At 67.7% G+C, this 15,577-nt stretch carries 17 protein-coding genes; 10 read left to right on the top strand and 7 right to left on the bottom strand.

What is annotated here, in order from left to right; translation table 11 throughout:
* Positions 1-9 precede the first annotated feature (9 nt).
* The 5 genes from LGN17_RS02260 (at position 10) to LGN17_RS02240 (ending at position 4,081) form a co-directional block, all read left to right on the top strand.
* Positions 10-1,080, top strand: a complete 1,071-nt coding sequence (locus LGN17_RS02260) for a hypothetical protein (protein WP_226194993.1) — start codon at positions 10-12, stop codon at positions 1,078-1,080.
* Positions 1,077-2,036 (top strand): DUF4239 domain-containing protein, encoded by a 960-nt coding sequence (locus LGN17_RS02255; RefSeq protein WP_226194992.1) that lies wholly within the window; start codon positions 1,077-1,079, stop codon positions 2,034-2,036. Before LGN17_RS02260 ends, LGN17_RS02255 begins: the two co-directional genes overlap by 4 nt.
* On the top strand, positions 2,023-2,565 hold the full coding sequence (locus LGN17_RS02250) for a glycoside hydrolase family 19 protein (RefSeq protein ID WP_226194991.1): 543 nt from the start codon (positions 2,023-2,025) through the stop codon (positions 2,563-2,565). Before LGN17_RS02255 ends, LGN17_RS02250 begins: the two co-directional genes overlap by 14 nt.
* The gene (locus LGN17_RS02245; RefSeq protein WP_226194990.1) at positions 2,532-3,614 is read left to right on the top strand and encodes a hypothetical protein; all 1,083 of its coding nucleotides are present in this window, start codon (positions 2,532-2,534) and stop codon (positions 3,612-3,614) included. Before LGN17_RS02250 ends, LGN17_RS02245 begins: the two co-directional genes overlap by 34 nt.
* Positions 3,615-3,868: 254 nt before the next feature.
* Complete coding sequence (locus LGN17_RS02240; RefSeq protein WP_226195273.1) at positions 3,869-4,081, top strand: hypothetical protein; 213 nt, start codon at positions 3,869-3,871, stop codon at positions 4,079-4,081.
* A gap of 76 nt (positions 4,082-4,157) precedes the next feature.
* On the opposite strand, the gene LGN17_RS02235 is transcribed toward LGN17_RS02240, so the two are convergent.
* The 3 genes from LGN17_RS02235 to LGN17_RS02225 form a co-directional block, all read right to left on the bottom strand.
* The gene (locus LGN17_RS02235; RefSeq protein WP_226194989.1) at positions 4,158-4,583 is read right to left on the bottom strand and encodes an NUDIX hydrolase; all 426 of its coding nucleotides are present in this window, start codon (positions 4,581-4,583) and stop codon (positions 4,158-4,160) included.
* 277 nt (positions 4,584-4,860) lie between these two features.
* Positions 4,861-6,249 (bottom strand): nucleobase:cation symporter-2 family protein, encoded by a 1,389-nt coding sequence (locus LGN17_RS02230; protein ID WP_226194988.1) that lies wholly within the window; start codon positions 6,247-6,249, stop codon positions 4,861-4,863.
* A gap of 142 nt (positions 6,250-6,391) precedes the next feature.
* Entirely contained in the window at positions 6,392-7,348 is a 957-nt protein-coding gene (locus LGN17_RS02225; RefSeq protein ID WP_226194987.1) for a LysR family transcriptional regulator, read from the bottom strand.
* 102 nt (positions 7,349-7,450) lie between these two features.
* Here LGN17_RS02225 and LGN17_RS02220 point away from each other — a divergent pair, with 102 nt between their 5' ends.
* Positions 7,451-8,194, top strand: coding sequence for an SDR family oxidoreductase (locus LGN17_RS02220; protein WP_226194986.1), 744 nt, complete (start codon positions 7,451-7,453; stop codon positions 8,192-8,194).
* A gap of 8 nt (positions 8,195-8,202) precedes the next feature.
* Here the strand turns inward: LGN17_RS02220 and LGN17_RS02215 are convergent, their stop codons facing one another.
* The gene (locus LGN17_RS02215) at positions 8,203-9,180 is read right to left on the bottom strand and encodes a LysR family transcriptional regulator (protein ID WP_226194985.1); all 978 of its coding nucleotides are present in this window, start codon (positions 9,178-9,180) and stop codon (positions 8,203-8,205) included.
* 133 nt (positions 9,181-9,313) lie between these two features.
* On the opposite strand from LGN17_RS02215, the gene LGN17_RS02210 reads away from it, so the two are divergent.
* The 3 genes from LGN17_RS02210 (at position 9,314) to LGN17_RS02200 (ending at position 11,727) form a co-directional block, all read left to right on the top strand.
* Positions 9,314-10,030 (top strand): SDR family oxidoreductase, encoded by a 717-nt coding sequence (locus LGN17_RS02210; protein WP_226194984.1) that lies wholly within the window; start codon positions 9,314-9,316, stop codon positions 10,028-10,030.
* 207 nt (positions 10,031-10,237) lie between these two features.
* Entirely contained in the window at positions 10,238-10,573 is a 336-nt protein-coding gene (locus LGN17_RS02205; protein ID WP_226194983.1) for a putative quinol monooxygenase, read from the top strand.
* A complete protein-coding gene (locus LGN17_RS02200) occupies positions 10,570-11,727 on the top strand; it encodes an iron-containing alcohol dehydrogenase (protein WP_226194982.1) in 1,158 nt (385 codons plus the stop codon). Before LGN17_RS02205 ends, LGN17_RS02200 begins: the two co-directional genes overlap by 4 nt.
* Before the next feature lie 286 nt (positions 11,728-12,013).
* Here the strand turns inward: LGN17_RS02200 and LGN17_RS02195 are convergent, their stop codons facing one another.
* Positions 12,014-12,922 (bottom strand): LysR family transcriptional regulator, encoded by a 909-nt coding sequence (locus tag LGN17_RS02195; protein ID WP_226194981.1) that lies wholly within the window; start codon positions 12,920-12,922, stop codon positions 12,014-12,016.
* Positions 12,923-13,096: 174 nt separating this feature from the next.
* Here LGN17_RS02195 and LGN17_RS02190 point away from each other — a divergent pair, with 174 nt between their 5' ends.
* Entirely contained in the window at positions 13,097-13,681 is a 585-nt protein-coding gene (locus tag LGN17_RS02190) for a putative glycolipid-binding domain-containing protein (protein ID WP_226194980.1), read from the top strand.
* A gap of 39 nt (positions 13,682-13,720) precedes the next feature.
* Here the strand turns inward: LGN17_RS02190 and LGN17_RS02185 are convergent, their stop codons facing one another.
* Together LGN17_RS02185 and LGN17_RS02180 are read right to left on the bottom strand one after the other, a co-directional pair.
* The gene (locus LGN17_RS02185; RefSeq protein ID WP_226194979.1) at positions 13,721-14,713 is read right to left on the bottom strand and encodes a sulfonate ABC transporter substrate-binding protein; all 993 of its coding nucleotides are present in this window, start codon (positions 14,711-14,713) and stop codon (positions 13,721-13,723) included.
* A gap of 300 nt (positions 14,714-15,013) precedes the next feature.
* A complete protein-coding gene (locus LGN17_RS02180) occupies positions 15,014-15,421 on the bottom strand; it encodes a DUF427 domain-containing protein (RefSeq protein ID WP_226194978.1) in 408 nt (135 codons plus the stop codon).
* Positions 15,422-15,577 lie beyond the last annotated feature (156 nt).

Raw genomic sequence — 15,577 nt, 5'->3', positions numbered from 1 at the left:
AGACCCGCCATGCGAACACATCGCTCGTGGTTCCGGACAACGGTGGACACATCGCCCGAAGCGGACGGCGCGAACGCGGCTCCGGCGAAGCGCGACCTGGTCGGGCAGTTGCAGACCGAATGCAATGCGATGGCGCGCTACGCGCTGCAGCACGGAATTGCCGTCGCCCCTGATCTGATTGCGCAATTGTCGATGCTGATGGCCGCGGTGTCGCATGCCGCGGCCGACACCGCTGCGTACGATGCGGTGTCGGTGCATGGCGCATCGTACGCGCTCGCCGCGATTCATCGCCGGCTTGCCGTCGCGATCGCGCCGGCCACGCCGCAGGCCATCACGCTGCTTGACCGCGAACTGCGCGTCCGCTCGCGCTTCGCATGGCTCGGACCCGTGCCGCTGATTCGCGCGCTGACGCTTTCCGCCGCGACGTTCCTGGTCGCGGTGATCGCGACGTCGCTGTCGCCGGAAGTGTCGGCCGCGAACATCGATCAGGGGTTTCTCGATTCGCACGGCACCCGGCTGCTGTGGAACGCGCTGTTCCTGCTGTTCTGCGCGGGGCTCGGCGCGTCGTTTGCCACGCTGTTCCAGGCTCACCGCTACGTCGCGAATTCGACCTACGACCCGAAGTACGACGCGTCGTACGGCGCGCGGCTGATTCTCGGCGTGATCGCAGGCGTGATCCTCGTCGAGTTGCTGCCGCCTCACCTGTACGACGGCGGCAGCATGCGCAGCTTCGGCAAGCCGGCGCTTGCGATGCTCGGCGGTTTTTCTGCGACGGCCGTGCATCGGCTGCTGCATCGGCTCGTCGAGACGCTCGAGACGCTCGTGCGCGGCGATACGGCGGCTGCGGCGCAGGCGACGTTCGAAGCGCATCGCGCCCATGCGGCGACCGAGCGTGTGCAATGGCAAAGCGAACTCGCGGCGGACCTGCTGCGGCTTCAGCAATCGCTCGAGGCGGGGATGCCGGCTGATGCGGTCAGGCAGCGGCTCGCCGAATTCACGCGCGCGATGCTGTCGGCGGATGCGCCACCGGCAGGGCGTCGCGACGCCGCAAACGCAAGCGCAAGCGCAAGCGGGGAATGACCATGCTCTTTCTCTACAACTGGCCATCGTGGCTGATGGGGGGCTGCGTCGTGATCGCAACCGTTGCGGCCGCGCTCGGCGGCTATGCGCTGTTCCGCCACATCTTTCCCGTCGATCTGCTGCCGGAACAGCGGGCGATGGCGATCACGATGGTGTCGGTCATCACGACGATCAACTCGCTGCTCGTCGCGTTTTCGGCGATTAGCGTGTGGGACGCATACAACGGTGCGGAGCGGACGGTCGATGCCGAAGCGACCGCGGCCGGCGAACTGTCGCGCGATCTCGCCGCGTTCGGCGACCCCGTCGCGGATGCCGCATCGGGCGCGCTGCGTGCCTATCTCGACGGTGTCGTCCGTTACGAGTGGCCGAAGATGCAGCAGCAGGCGAGTGCCGATGCGCAGGCGTCGGCCCGCTTCGATCGCCTGTTCGACGTGGCCAACCGGATCGAGCCGCGCAGCGAGCGGCAGCGCGTGCTCCTCGGTGAGGTGTTGGCACGCGTGAATGAGATGGCGAAGCATCGTGAACAGCGCCTGCTGACGCTCGACGTCGCGATGCCGGCCACGCTGTGGGGCGTGGTGGTGCTCGCGAGCGTCGTGTCGTTTCTGCTTCTCTACATCCTGCCGGGCACGCGCTTCAACATCGCGCTCGTCACGAGCTGGGCGCTCACGCTCGGACTCGCGTTTTTCTTCGTGCTGGCCGTCGACCGTCCGTTCGCGGGCGAAGTCAGTGTCAAGCCGGAGCCGCTGCGCGTGATCGTTGCCGCGATGGACGCGCAATCGCAGCGCGGCGGGTCGGCGGAATCGCACGACACGTCACCGTCGCCGCGCAATCCGTCGCGGCCGCGCATCGACGGTGGAGCCGCGGCGACCGTTCCGACCGATTCCTCACCGCCGGGCGCACTGGCTACCGTTCCGCCCGCCCATACGCCACAAGGAGAACACGATGACACTCGATGAATTCCAGGCCGCCGCCGCGATATCCGGCGCGCTCGCGCAACGCTGGCATCCGGCGCTTGCCGCCGCGATGGCCGAGTTCGGCATTTCGAATTCCGCGCGCATTGCGGCGTTCGTCGCGCAAACGGGCCACGAGACGCTCGGCTTCACGCTCACACGTGAACTGTGGGGGCCGACGGCCGCGCAGCGCGCCTATGAGCCGCCGTCGGGCAAGGCCGCGGCGCTCGGTAACGTTCAGCCGGGCGACGGGCGGCGCTTCCTCGGACGCGGGCTCATTCAGATCACGGGGCGTGCGAACTATCGCGAATGCGGCAACGCACTCGGCGCCGATCTCGAGCGCGAGCCGGAACGCCTCGAACAGGCGCCGCTGGCCGCGCGCTCGGCGGCCTGGTGGTGGGCGCGGCACGGCTGCAACCTGATCGCCGATTCGGGCGATTTCACGTTGCTGACGAGGCGCATCAACGGCGGTGTCAATGGACTCGAAGACCGGATGCGCCGATGGGCGATCGCGAAGAAGGTGATGTGCCTGTGAGCGTGCGGCATGCAGCGAAGACTGACCAACCAATGGAGGGATGCATCATGAAAACGCGAGTCTGGGGTGAATTCGTCTCGAAACGGGGTGCGCTGATTGCGGTCGCGATTGCTGTCGGCACCATGGCAGGGTACGCATCGGCGGAAATCGAATGCCGGCCCGTCGCCGTGAAAGTGGGGCGCGAGTTGAACTCGACATGGGGGAAACAGCTGCATCATCTGCAAAGCAGCGGCGATGTCGACAATACGGTCAACTCGCTGTGCAGCCCCGATTGGACCCATGCCGACGATTACTGGCTGTATGGCAACTATTACCCGCTCCACGACAACCCGGTTACGCGGCAGCGAGACGGCGCCGATCTCTTCGTCAAATCAAGGCCGAATCAGCCCGAATTGACCCGATACCTTTGCAAGGACACCGGCTCGAACGGCGCGACACCGTATGAGAAGGCGAAGCCGGTCGGCGTATTCGCTTATGAAACCGTGAAGACGAAGGAATCGCGGAAGAAGGTAGCCGACGTCGCCCGGCAAGTTGAATTGCATGTGTTGTGCGTAGCCGGGAACGCGCGAGGACAGGGATTGGGAATCCAGGTCCTCAATGAGGCCGTGCGGCACATGACCGAGGGTGTCGGTGACGACAAGAAAGTTCGCCTGCAACTCACGTCGCATGCGAAGGCACACGGTTTCTACGACGGGCTCGACATGACGTGCCGCGACGAAGGAGAGGGCGGAGCCACCGCGCATGTCTACGAGCGCACACTCAAGCACGGCGAGCGTATCGAAAGGCGTAGTCCGATCTATTACATGGATTTGAATGACGGCGGGCAATGCAGACGGGTCACGTTCGGCTGCGGAAGTCGACGCAACTATGGTGACCTGCGAAAACTGGCGTTCGACTCACAAGCGAGTTACGACAACGCAGTCGACCATGGGCACGAAAGCGGGGTATTTTTCATTGGGAACTGGGCGGAGGACTACGGGTGCAACGCCGAATCGCAGCCAATCAGTTATGACGAGGTGATTCAGCAAGTGGGCGGGCGCGGCCAATGACACGCTGGATGCGGCTGTATTGCCGAGAGACAGGTCGCATTCGGCAAGCAGCCGCCCGCATCGAGTACCGTCATGCAGCCGCCGGCATCGTGTTGCGCGATCCGAACGGTACCTCGCGGTCGAGATCGGAAAATCTTGATCGGGAAAAGCACTGGAACGCAGTGAATTTTTTCCAGGCTATAGTGGAATCACTGAAGGTAGACGCGGCCTCCCTTGCGGATACCGTTCAGGTAATGACTGTAGACGGGTGCTGTATGAAAAGCAAAATCGAAAAGACCGCCGGACCGATCTGGGGCGTGGCTGCAGGATTGCTTCTTGCTGTCGCGGGATTGAGTCTCGGCATTTTCCCGAAGTCCCTGCAAAGCTCGGGAAGCGCGAACGACTTCATGGCGTCCGGTGTTGCGATGCTGGGCATCTTCCTGGTTGTCTATTCCACGCACGAGTTGCGAAGAAGGCGCTCGCACTGAGCGCTCACGCGCCGTTGATTCACGCACGACGATCCGGGCTGCTTGCCGGCTCATCACTGCGCTCGTCCGTCACGCGCTACGCCTTGCTGATTTCGTGTTGATAAACGAGTTCGACGATTCGCTTCGTCGGAATGCTCGCGCGCAACCCGTCGACGCTGTCGATCGGAAACCACTTGCATTTCGCGATCTCGTTGTTCGCTTGCGGCGTATGGTCCGGGCCGACTTCCGCGAAGAACACGTGATGGATCTTGGCGAGCCCGGTGAACTGCATCGAGTAGACGAGAGGCTGGCCGGTCATGCCGGTTTCTTCGCGCAACTCGCGATGCGCGGCTTCGAGCGGCGTTTCCCCGCGCTTGATCGTGCCGCCGGGAAGGGCCCAACGCGATGCCGCGCGGGCGACGAGCAGGACCTGTTCGCCGCGGTGGCAGACGATGGTCGCGCGTTCCTTGACCGGAGCGGCGCTCGCTTCGGGGGCGGTATTGGGTGCGGGGATTCGGGGCATGGTGTGATTCTACCCAGCACAAATTGATCGGCCAAGGCAGCCTGACCGGGTTTGACGTTTGACCTCAGTCGACACGCGGCCGATGATCCAGGGACACGTCGAAAGTGCAGGGCGGGTGCGGGACACATGGCGTGGACCGGCCCGGCCGGGCGCCCTTGCGAAGGTTGGGGTATGCAGCGCCGCATCGCGGCGATGCGTTACGACCGCCGGACCGTCCGTACGCGCTTTCTCTGCGAGCAAGCGCCGCACGGAGCCCGACGTCGTGCGATTCATCCGGTTACTTCTTCTCCGGCAGGAACCAGTTCATCACGAGCGCGCAGATGCCGCCCGTCGCCACCCCCGATTCCAGCACGTTCTTCAGCGCGTGCGGCAGGCTGTTGAGGATGTCCGGCACCTGCGACACGCCGAGGCCGAGTGCGAGCGACACCGCGATGATCAGCAGCGCGCGACGATCGAGATGGACGCCTGCGAGGATGTTGATGCCCGATGCGGCCACCGCGCCGAACATCACCATCGCCGCACCGCCGAGCACGGGCTCCGGCACGGCCTGCAGCACGCCGGCGACGACCGGGAACAGCCCGAGCACCACGAGCATCCCCGCGATCCAGATGCCGACGTAGCGGCTGGCGACGCCGGTGATCTGGATCACGCCGTTGTTCTGCGCGAACACCGAGCTCGGGAACGTGTTGAACACGCCGGCCAGCAGCGAGTTCGCACCGTTCACGAGCACGCCGCCCTTGATCCGTTGCATCCACACCGGGCCTTCGACCGGCTCGTTCGAGATCTTGCTGGTGGCCGTGACGTCGCCGATCGCTTCGAGCGACGTGACGAGGTAGATGATCAGCATCGGCACGAACAGCGACCACGAGAAGCCGATGCCGAAGTGCAGTGGCGTCGGAACCTGGAACAGCGCGGCCTGGTGCATGCCGGTGAAGTCGAGGCGGCCGAGGAACGCGGCCGCGAGATAGCCGATGACGAGCGCGATGACGAGCGCGGTACTGCGCACCCACACGATCGGCACACGGTTCAGCAGGATGATCGTGCCGAGCACGAGGCCGGACAGCGTCAGGTTCTCCGCGCTCGCGAACGTGCCCTTGGCCATCGCGCCATAGCCACCGCCCATGCTGATGAGGCCGACCTTGATCAGCGTGAGGCCGATCAGCAGCACGACGATGCCGGTGACGAGCGGCGTGATCAGGCGCTTCACGAACGGCAGGATGCGCGATACGCCCATCTCGACGAACGACCCGGCAATCACGACGCCGAAGATCGCGGCCATCACGGTCTCGACCGGCGTGCCTTGCTTGACCATCAGGCTGCCGCCGGCGATCAGCGGGCCGACGAAGTTGAAGCTGGTGCCCTGGACGATCAGCAGGCCGGCGCCGAGCGGGCCGAAGCGCTTGCACTGGACGAAGGTGGCGATGCCGGAAATCACGAGCGACATCGACACGATCAGGGTCGTATCGCGGCTGGACACGCCGAGCGCCTGGCAAATCAGCAGGCCGGGCGTGACGATCGGCACGATGATCGCCAGCAGGTGCTGCAGCGCGGCGACGAAGGCGACCATCGGCGCAGGCCGGTCGTTCGGGCCGTAGACGAGGTCGCGGGAGGCGTGTGCGTCGTCTGCGCCATGGGCGGCGGACTGGGCGGGGGAGGCGGGTTGCATGGCGAGCGGGCCGGACAAGGTGGAAAGTGCGGCATTTTAGCCGAACGGCCCGCCGCCGCCGCTGCGATAGCGGGGATTCGGCGGATCGGGAAAACGGCGGCGGATCGGCGCCCGGGCCGGCCGTGGCCGCGGCGCCCGTCGGTCAGCGGGCCTGCCGCGAGGCGGGCGCAGTCGGGATGTCAGTCGGGGCGGTAGTCGCATGGAACCCGGGCAGCGCCGGAATCCGCCGCTCCATGAACTGCAGGAACGTGCGGGTCCGAAGCGGCAGATACCGGCGCGACGCGTACACGAGGTGCAGCGCGTGCGACGGCACCATGTCCCATTTGGGCAGCAACCGAACGAGTTGGCCACTGTCGATCAGGTCCTGGACGAGCCACGCAGGCCCGCTGCCTACCGCGTTGCCTGCCAGGAAGCATTCCCGCAGGGCCATCGAGCTGTTCACGCGATACCGGCCACGCACCGGAACGACGGCTTGCTCGTCGCCGCGGGCGAAGGTCAGTTCGTTGCCGATGTCCGCGCGCGCGTAGCCGACATACTCGTGCTTTGCCAGGTCGTCCGGCCGGCGGAGCGTCGGCGCCTGCGACACGTACCCCGGCGTGGCGACCAGCAGGCGCGGCGATGATGCAATGTGGCGGGCCACGGCATCCGGCGGCAACAGGTGGCCGAGGCGAATCGCGACATCGACGCCTTCTTCGACCAGGTCGATCACGCGGTCGGTCAATTGCAGCTCGACCTCGATCTCCGGCCACGCGGCGAGGAATTCGAGCACGAGCGCGTTCAGTCTCAGCTCGCCCAGCCCCAGCGGCGCATTGACGACCAGCTTGCCGACCGGCCGCACCGTTTGCCCGCGCACCTCGGCCACCGCGCTCGCGTATTCGTCGATCACGCGCTTGCAGCGATCGTAGAACCGGCGGCCTTCGTCGGTGGGCGCGAGGCTCGTGGTCGAGCGTTCCAGGAGACGAACGCCCAGTTCCCGTTCGAACGCGGCGACGATCTTGCTGATCGTCGGCTGGCCGGTGCCTTCCTCGCGCGCGACCGCCGAGAAATTGCCGAGTTCGATCGCGCGGACGAACACGCGCATGGATCGCAGCGAATCCATCTTATTCCTTTATGGCATGAACCTTATTCAAGTCTCCCATGTTCCCACGCAATTGAGAATGACCTAACGTTCGCGAACCTTCAATCCCTGATGAGGAGTGACATGAACATGAACGAGGCAACGCAATCTTCGCCACTGAACGGAGCGCACGTCGTGGTATTCGGCGGGAGCTCCGGAATCGGCCTCGAGGCCGCGGCCGCCGCGAAGACGAAAGGCGCCAGCGTCACGCTGGTCGGCCGGACCCGCGCGAAGCTCGAGTCTGCCGCACAGGCGATCGGCGGCGCGCGCATCGCGGTGGCCGACATCGCCGACCGGCATGCGGTGCAGGCCGTCTTCGACGGGATCGCGCGCGTCGACCATCTGGTCGTCACGGCCGGCCGGTTCATTGCCGGCAAGCTGAGCGAGACCGATCCCGATCACCTGCTCGCCGCGCTGCAGGAGCGTATCGCCGGGCCGGTCTACGCGATCCGCGCGGCGTTGCCGCGGATGCCCGCGATCGGCTCGATCGTGCTGACCGGCGGGCAATTGTCGGATCGTCCGGCCGCGCAGGGTACATCCGTCATTGCCGCCGCCGTGCGTGGTGTCGAGGCGCTGGCGCAGTCGCTCGCGCTGGAATTGAAACCGATTCGCGTGAACGTCGTCGCACCGGGCTTCGTCGAGACGCCGCTGTACGACGCGTTCGGCCCGGAAGCGCGCGACACGATCCTCGCGGGCGCCGCGGCGGCATTGCCCGGCGGCCGTGTCGGGCGTGCCGACGAAGTGGGCGAAGCGATCGCGTTCCTGCTGGGTAACGGCTTCATGAACGGCGAGATCCTGCACATCGACGGCGGCGGCCGGCTGGTCTGAGCCGCGTGTCAGCCCGCCGCGCGCGTGCCGGTGCGGCGCGCCGGCGGGCGTGGCGCGCGGCCCTCCGGATACGCGCGCTGGCAGACGGCGATGACCTCATCGCGCAGGCGGCGGTGCACGGGATCGCCGTGCATGCGCGGATGCCACAGCGCGGACACGAGGATCTCGGGCAGGCGCGCCGGGATCTCGAAGCTGCGCAGCCCGAGGGCCTCCGTGAGCCCCGGCGCGAACGCATTGCCGAGGCTCGAGCGCGGCACGAGCGCGATCAGGTCGGTGCTGGCCGCGACCCGCATCGCATCGGGGTAGCCCGGTACGACGACGTGCACGGTGCGGTTCGGGCCGGCCTGGTCGGTCGATTGGTCGGCCGGCCCGCCGAAATCGCCGAACTGCGACGCGATCACGTGATGGCAGGCCGCATAGCGCGCCGGCGTGATCCTGCCCGATGCGAACAGCGGGTGTCCGGCGCGCGCCACCGCGACGTGCCAGTCGCGAAACAGCATGCGGGTATGCAACTCGGGTGCATCGTCGCCGCGCTTGCCGATTTCCAGGTCGACGGTGCCGTCGCGCAGGGCTTGCGGATCGCGGTCGGGCTTCGGGACGAAGCGGATGCGCACCTGCGGCGCGATTTCGCCGAGTGCGGCGACCACCGGGCCGGCCAGCATTTCCATGAACGATGCGGCCGTGCGGATCGTGAACGTGGATGCGTGCGTTGCGATGTCCACGTCGGCCCTCGCCGGCCGCAGCACCGTGCGCGCATCGCTTGCGATCGCGTGCACGCGGTCGCGCAACGCCGCTGCGTGCGGCGTCGGCACGAGCTTGCGCCCCGCGCGCACGAGCAACGGATCGCCGATGGACAGCCGCAGCCGCGTGAGCGTACGGCTCATTGCGGACGTGCTCAAGCCAAGCCGGCGCGCGGCGCCGGTCACGCTGCCTTCCGACAGCAGCACGTCGAGTGCGGTGACGAGGTTCAGGTCGATGTCTTCCATGGAGACAGGATACGCCTCTACGCGGTCTGGCATGGCGTTCGATGCAACTATGGGTTGAATCGGGTGCGTCTGGCGCCTGTCGTGATGCACATCTATAGTGACTGCATGACGAAACCCGGCAAAGGCGGAAACCATGCAATCAACTGTATCTGACGGGAACGCGCCCGAGATCCTGCTCGTCGCGGCCTCGCGCGGCCTCGGGCTCGCGATGGCGGAGGCGTTCCTCGACAAAGGCTGGCGCGTGACGGGCACCGTGCGCGCAGGATCGGGGCGCACCAAGCTGCACGACCTCGCCGACCGGTTCGACGGCCGGCTCGACATCGAGACGATCGACATCTGCGAGCCGGTGCAACTGGCTGCGCTGCGCGAGCGGCTGTCGGGCCGGCGCTTCGACATGCTGTTCGTGAATGCGGGAACCACGAACGAGCCCACCGAAACGATCGGCGAAGTGACGACCGACGAGTTCGTGCGCGTGATGATCACGAATGCGCTGGCGCCGATGCGCGTGATCGAGACGCTGCAGGATCTCGTGACCGCGGACGGCCTGATCGGTGCGATGTCGTCGGGGCAGGGCAGCGTCGCGAACAACGTCAGCGGGATGCGCGAGCTCTATCGTGGCAGCAAGGCCGCGCTTAACCAGTTCATGCGCAGCTTCGCGGCGCGTCAGGCCGATACGCGGCGTGCGATGGTGCTGATGGCGCCCGGCTGGGTGCGCACGGAACTGGGTGGGCCGGATGCGCGCCTGACGATCGACGAAAGCGTGCCGAGTCTCGTCGACGTGCTGATCGCAAAGCGTGCGCGCCCGGGGCTCGAATATCTCGACTATCTGGGGAGGACGGTGCCGTGGTAGCCGGCGCGTCGCGCGAGTAGAGGCCCATTGCGATCCGCCGTGTTTTTCGTTGCGCGGTAGGGGCACTGCGAAGGCCGCGCCGATTCAATACAATGCGACGACCAGCCGGTGGCACGGCGTTGCGCCGTCGCGTTCGAATCCTTCCGGTTCGCCGCGCATTGCGTGCGTCCCCGTCATGACGGCCCCCAGTCGAACACGGAGCGCAACATGAACGAACCTTACCTGCAGGTCATCGCACATTTCCACGCCAAACCCGGCAACGGCGATCGCGTGATCGAATTGCTCGCGGAGCTCGCGCGGGCGACGCGCGCCGAGCCGAAGAATCTCGACTACGCCTATTTCCGGTCGCCGGAGGATCCCGACCACGTCGTGATCCTCGAACGCTATCGCGACGCGGATGGCCTCGACGTGCATCGGGAAACGCCGCATTTCCAGCGGATCGGGTTCGGCGCGATCATTCCGTTGCTCGATCGCCGCGAAGTGTCGCACTACATGGTGCAGCCGGACACCGGCACGGCGACGCCACCGGGAGGCACCCGATGAACCCGTTTCAATTCCGTACCGTTGCGACGCAGGTCGTCGAATTCGGCGCCGCGCGCCGGCTCGGCGCGTTGTTGCGCGAGCGCTTTCCGGCGCTCGTGCGGCTGTGTGTCGTCACCGACGCGTTCCTGCATCGCAGCGGCGTGCTCGCGCCCGCGCTGGAGAGCCTCGCCGCGCACGGCTGGCAGGTCACCGTGATCGACGACGTGATCGCCGATCCGCCCGAGCACGTGGTGCTGGACGCGACCGAACGGGCCGTCGCGGCCGATGCCGAGATCGTGCTCGGCCTGGGCGGCGGATCGTCGATGGACGTCGCGAAGCTGATCGCGGTGCTCGCGCCGGGGCGGCAGGCGCTGGCCGACATGTACGGCGTCGACCAGGTCACGAGCGCGCGACTGCCGCTCGTGCAGATGCCGACGACGGCCGGCACCGGCTCCGAAGTGACGGCCGTGTCGATCGTCACGGTCGGCGAGGCACGCAAGATGGGCGTCGTGTCGCCGCACCTGTTCGCGGATCTCGCGATCCTCGACGCCGAATTGACGCTCGGCCTGCCGCGTGCGGCGACGGCCGCGACGGGCATCGATGCGATGGTGCATGCGATCGAGGCCTACACATCCGCACGGCTCAAGAATCCGGTATCCGACATGCTGGCCGTGCACGCGCTGACGCTGCTGTCGCGCAACCTGCTCGCGGCGTGCGACGACGGCCACGACCGCCACGCGCGTGAGGCAATGCTGGTCGGCGCGATGTTCGCGGGGCAGGCGTTCGCGAATGCGCCGGTCGCGGCCGTGCATGCGCTGGCCTATCCGGTCGGCGGAATCTTCCATGTGCCGCACGGGCTGTCGAATGCGCTCGTGCTGCCGCACGTGCTGCGTTTCAACGCGCCGGCCGCCGCGCCGCTCTATGCGGAACTCGCGGCGATCGTCGCGCCGTCGGCGACGGGCAGCGATGAAGCGCGCACGCACGCGCTGATCGCCGAGATCGACCGGCTGATCGTCGCGACGGGCATCCCGCGCACGCTGCGCGAGGTCGGCATCGGGGAAGGTGACCTGCCGAGGATGGCGTCGGATGCGATGCTGCAGACGCGCCTGCTCGTGAACAATCCGCGCGAGGTGACGGAGGCCGACGCGCTGGAGATCTACCGGCAGGCGTGGTGATGCGGTGGGCGTGCGCGTCGTGCCGCCCGTCACGCATTCACGCATTCACGATGCGCTCGCTGCCGGTCGCGCGGGCCGCGTCGCGATGCTTGCGCACCCGAGCGCAACGGCCACGCGCCCGCATCCGGCCCACGGCGTGACATGCTCGGCAGCCTGTGCGTGTGCCTGGGCTGGACGCTGTTCGGCTTCGCCAGCGCGCGCTTCTGCCGGATGGAAGCCGGCGCCCATGCGAAGGAGCCGGGGAAGTCGCTACAGGCGTGACGTGACGGGGCGGCGGTCGCCGCCGTTATCGGGCAGGGCGGGCCAGCAGCGGCGGGAGGTCCTGCTTCAGCAGGTCGACGACGGCCCGCACGCGCGGCGGCAGCGGCCGCTGCGCGTGCACGAGCACGTTGAGCGCGAAGTCGGGAATCACGTACCGCGGCAGGAGCTCGACGAGCGTGCCGGCCGCGAGCGCCTCGGCGCAGGCCGGCTGCTGGACCACGCCGATGCCGCCGCCGGCCATGATCGTGTCGAACATCGAGCGCCAGTGGCTCGTCGTCATGATCGTGCGGATGCGCGCGTATTCGAGCGAGCCGCCGTCGCGCTGCAGCGGCAACCGTTCGCTGGCGAAGACGCCTTTCACGCGGATGAACGGATGGTTCGCGAGATCGGCCGCCGTGTCGATCGGGCCATGCCGCTCGAGATACGACGGCGCGGCGACGAGCCGGCGGCCGACCGCGCCGACCGGATGCGCGACGAACCCGCCGTCGCCGAGCTGTCCGACGCGGATCGAGATGTCGACGCCTTCGGTGACCGGATCGACGAGGTCGTCGTTCAGAACAAGGTCGACGTGCAGATTCGGATACGCGGTGCGGACATGCATCAGCACGCGCGGCAGCACGACCTCGCCGATGCATTGCGGCGCCGCGAGCCGGATCGTGCCGTCGAGCGCGTTTTCCGTCTTCGACACCGACGCGACCGCGTCGTCGGCCGCTTCGAGCAGCGCCTTGCTGCGTTCGTAGAAGATCCGGCCTTCTTCCGTGCATGCAAGGGTGCGCGCGCTGCGCAACAGGAGCCGGGTGCCGAGATGCTTCTCGAGTCGCTCGATGCGCTCGCTGACGGCCGGCTGGCCCATGTCGAGATCCCGCGCCGCGCCGGACATCGTGCCGCGCTCGACGACCCTGACGTAGATGCGCATCGTCGCCAGCAAATCCATGAAGTCGCGCCCCTTGCCCGGTTCCGGTTGATGCAGATCGACGGATGGTACCAAAGCGGGGCCGCCCGAAGGTGCGCGGCAAACCGATACTGACCATCGGTTGCCGAAGCCGCGTGGGTTCGCCGGCGCGATGCGTGACAATGCGCTTTCGTGCGAACGACTGGAGACGAAGACATGACGCAACAGGATGACGCGGTGTGCACGCGCTGCGTCGCATGGCAGACCGTGCGGACGTGGCAGGCGGCCGAATGGTGCCGGCTCGTCGAGTCGCGAACGGGAATCGACCTGTCGGGTTCGGTGTCGGGCGCGATCGACGGTTCGCCGTTTCGCATCGACTATGCGATCGCATGCGGCGCCGACTGGCTCACGCGCTCGGCACGCATCACGCAGTGGGGCGGCACGCAGCCGCCGCGGCAGTGGGATATCGCGTGCGACGCGGGGCGATGGACGATCGATGGCGTCGACGTGCCGGCGCTCGCGGGCGCGACCGACGTCGATCTCGGTTTCAGCCCGTCGACGAATACGCTGCCGATCCGACGGCTCGGGCTGGCCGTCGGTGAGTCGGCCGCGATTCATACCGCGTGGCTGCGCTTTCCGGATTTCGCGTTCGTGCGCGGCGAACAGCGCTATACGCGTACGGCGGAGCTCGTGTATCGCTACGAAAGCGGCACGTATGCGGCCGATGTCGAGGTCGACGCAGCGGGCCTCGTCACCGACTACGACGAATGGCGGCGCATCGGCGCGACACCCGCATGCTGATGCACGCGTACCGCGCCGTGCGCCGGTAGCGGCGGCGCGTCAGCGTGCGCTCGCGACCGACAGCTTGCCCGGGATCAGCTTCAGCGCGCTGAAGGTATCGGCGATGGTCTGCTGATAGGCGAGCGTCGCGTCGCCGATCGGCTGCACGCCGTAGCCGGCGCGCTTGAGCGCGACTTCGAGCGTCGGCGCGTCGAGGCCGACGAGCGGCGACAGTTGCGTGGCGACTTCCGGCACGTGGTCGCGCGCCCAGCGATCGACCGCGTCGACTTCGTCGAGCAGCGCGCGCAGCACCTGCGGGTGAGCGGCCGCGTATTTGCGCGCGGCGAGGTAGTACTGCGTATTGCGCACGAGCCCTTCGCCGTTCGCGATCACGCGTGCGCCGATCTGCCGCTCGGCGGCGGCCAGGTACGGATCCCAGATCACCCATGCATCGACGCTGCGCTGCACGAACGCGGCGCGTGCGTCGGCGGGCGTCAGGTAGATCGGCTGGATGTCGGCATACGTCAGGCCCGCGCGTTCGAGCGCCTTCACGAGCAGGAAGTGGACGTTCGAACCCTTGTTGAACGCGACCTTCTTGCCGCGCAGCTGCGCGACGGTGCGGATCGGCGAATCGGGCAGCACGACGATCGCCTCGCCCTGCGGCGCGGGCGGCTCGTTGCCGATATAGACGAAATCGACGCCGCCCGCCTGCGCGAAGATCGGCGGCGTCTCGCCGACCGTGCCGATGTCGATCGCGCCGGCGTTCAGGCCCTCGAGCAATTGCGGGCCGGCCGGGAATTCAAGCCACTGCACGGTGACGCCCTGGCTCGCGAGCCGCTTCTCCAGCGTGCCGCGCGCCTTGAGGACGACGAAGTTACCGTATTTCTGGAAACCGATGCGCAGCCGCGTGCCGCTGTCCTGCGCGTGCGCGGGCAGGCCCGCGAGCGGGCCGAGCGCGAGCCCGGCCAGCCCGGCGGCCGCGCCTTGCAGCCACTGGCGGCGATGCGGGTTCGCCGGTGTCGGTTCAACGTCTGCGTGCGGTGTGTCGTTCATCGAGGCGTCCTGCGTGCGAAGGAGCGGGCCGCGCGCGAACGGCGCGCGGTTGGCGCAGGGCGGGGCCGGGTGCGGGCGCTGCGCGCCACGGGCCGGCCCGCGCCGGACTCGTGACGATACGTCCGCGTGCGCCGGCGGCCAACCAACGAATGCGCATATGCAAATCAGCGGCGGCGCGTTGACGATGTTCGAGCCGGTGATTCGCACAAGCGCACGCCGTCGGCACGGCGGGCCGCGCCGGCGAAATCGCCGGATTGCACGCGCGGCTGCCCGGCGCTCGATGAACGGCTGACGCGACCGTCAATCGGAGCCGGCCGGGCTTTCCTCGATCGAATCGACGCGATCCGGATAGAACGCGAGATGCCCGCGGATCGCATCGACGGCCGGATAGGGCGCCTCGTAGGTCCAGACGGCATTGACCGCGCGCTCGCCGCCGGCCGGAATCGAGTAGTAGGCGGCGTCGCCCTTGTACGGGCAGTACGTCGCGTGATCGGTGCGTTGCAGCAGCGTCGGGTCGGCGTCCTCGCGCGGGATGTAGAACACGGCCGGGTAAGCGGCTTCGCGCAGCGCCAGCGCGCGGCGCGTATCCGCGACGACCTTGCCGGCCGCCTTGACCACGACGCGCCGCGGGTGCGGTTCGACCGTGATCGGATGATCGGGGCCCGGCGTCTTCACCGGGCGAGCGGACGTATCGGAGCTGACAGGCATCGTGGGTCCTCCTGGAATCGGCGGCACGGCGCTGCCGGGCGGATCCCGGCGCGTCCGTGCCGACGTTGGCCAGCCGATACGATGCGCCATTTCGGGCGAGTCTGCAGGGGGCCGGAAGACGGCGACGCGGGACGGCCGCCCGGCGCTCGCGTGGAC

Source organism: Burkholderia sp. AU30280 (genome assembly GCF_020420125.1).
Taxonomy (GTDB): Bacteria; Pseudomonadota; Gammaproteobacteria; order Burkholderiales; family Burkholderiaceae; genus Burkholderia.
Note: the sequence above shows the minus strand (reverse complement) of the source record. Positions and strands in the feature narration are given on the sequence as shown.

What these genes read in the sequence shown, in the direction of transcription:
- LGN17_RS02260 (WP_226194993.1), top strand. Translation starts at nt 10, where the DNA reads ATGCGAACACATCGCTCGTGGTTCCGGACAACGGTGGACACATCGCCC.
- LGN17_RS02255 (WP_226194992.1), top strand. Translation starts at nt 1,077, where the DNA reads ATGACCATGCTCTTTCTCTACAACTGGCCATCGTGGCTGATGGGGGGC.
- LGN17_RS02250 (WP_226194991.1), top strand. Translation starts at nt 2,023, where the DNA reads ATGACACTCGATGAATTCCAGGCCGCCGCCGCGATATCCGGCGCGCTC.
- LGN17_RS02245 (WP_226194990.1), top strand. Translation starts at nt 2,532, where the DNA reads ATGGGCGATCGCGAAGAAGGTGATGTGCCTGTGAGCGTGCGGCATGCA.
- LGN17_RS02240 (WP_226195273.1), top strand. Translation starts at nt 3,869, where the DNA reads ATGAAAAGCAAAATCGAAAAGACCGCCGGACCGATCTGGGGCGTGGCT.
- LGN17_RS02235 (WP_226194989.1), bottom strand. Translation starts at nt 4,583, where the DNA reads ATGCCCCGAATCCCCGCACCCAATACCGCCCCCGAAGCGAGCGCCGCT.
- LGN17_RS02230 (WP_226194988.1), bottom strand. Translation starts at nt 6,249, where the DNA reads ATGCAACCCGCCTCCCCCGCCCAGTCCGCCGCCCATGGCGCAGACGAC.
- LGN17_RS02225 (WP_226194987.1), bottom strand. Translation starts at nt 7,348, where the DNA reads ATGGATTCGCTGCGATCCATGCGCGTGTTCGTCCGCGCGATCGAACTC.
- LGN17_RS02220 (WP_226194986.1), top strand. Translation starts at nt 7,451, where the DNA reads ATGAACATGAACGAGGCAACGCAATCTTCGCCACTGAACGGAGCGCAC.
- LGN17_RS02215 (WP_226194985.1), bottom strand. Translation starts at nt 9,180, where the DNA reads ATGGAAGACATCGACCTGAACCTCGTCACCGCACTCGACGTGCTGCTG.
- LGN17_RS02210 (WP_226194984.1), top strand. Translation starts at nt 9,314, where the DNA reads ATGCAATCAACTGTATCTGACGGGAACGCGCCCGAGATCCTGCTCGTC.
- LGN17_RS02205 (WP_226194983.1), top strand. Translation starts at nt 10,238, where the DNA reads ATGAACGAACCTTACCTGCAGGTCATCGCACATTTCCACGCCAAACCC.
- LGN17_RS02200 (WP_226194982.1), top strand. Translation starts at nt 10,570, where the DNA reads ATGAACCCGTTTCAATTCCGTACCGTTGCGACGCAGGTCGTCGAATTC.
- LGN17_RS02195 (WP_226194981.1), bottom strand. Translation starts at nt 12,922, where the DNA reads ATGGATTTGCTGGCGACGATGCGCATCTACGTCAGGGTCGTCGAGCGC.
- LGN17_RS02190 (WP_226194980.1), top strand. Translation starts at nt 13,097, where the DNA reads ATGACGCAACAGGATGACGCGGTGTGCACGCGCTGCGTCGCATGGCAG.
- LGN17_RS02185 (WP_226194979.1), bottom strand. Translation starts at nt 14,713, where the DNA reads ATGAACGACACACCGCACGCAGACGTTGAACCGACACCGGCGAACCCG.
- LGN17_RS02180 (WP_226194978.1), bottom strand. Translation starts at nt 15,421, where the DNA reads ATGCCTGTCAGCTCCGATACGTCCGCTCGCCCGGTGAAGACGCCGGGC.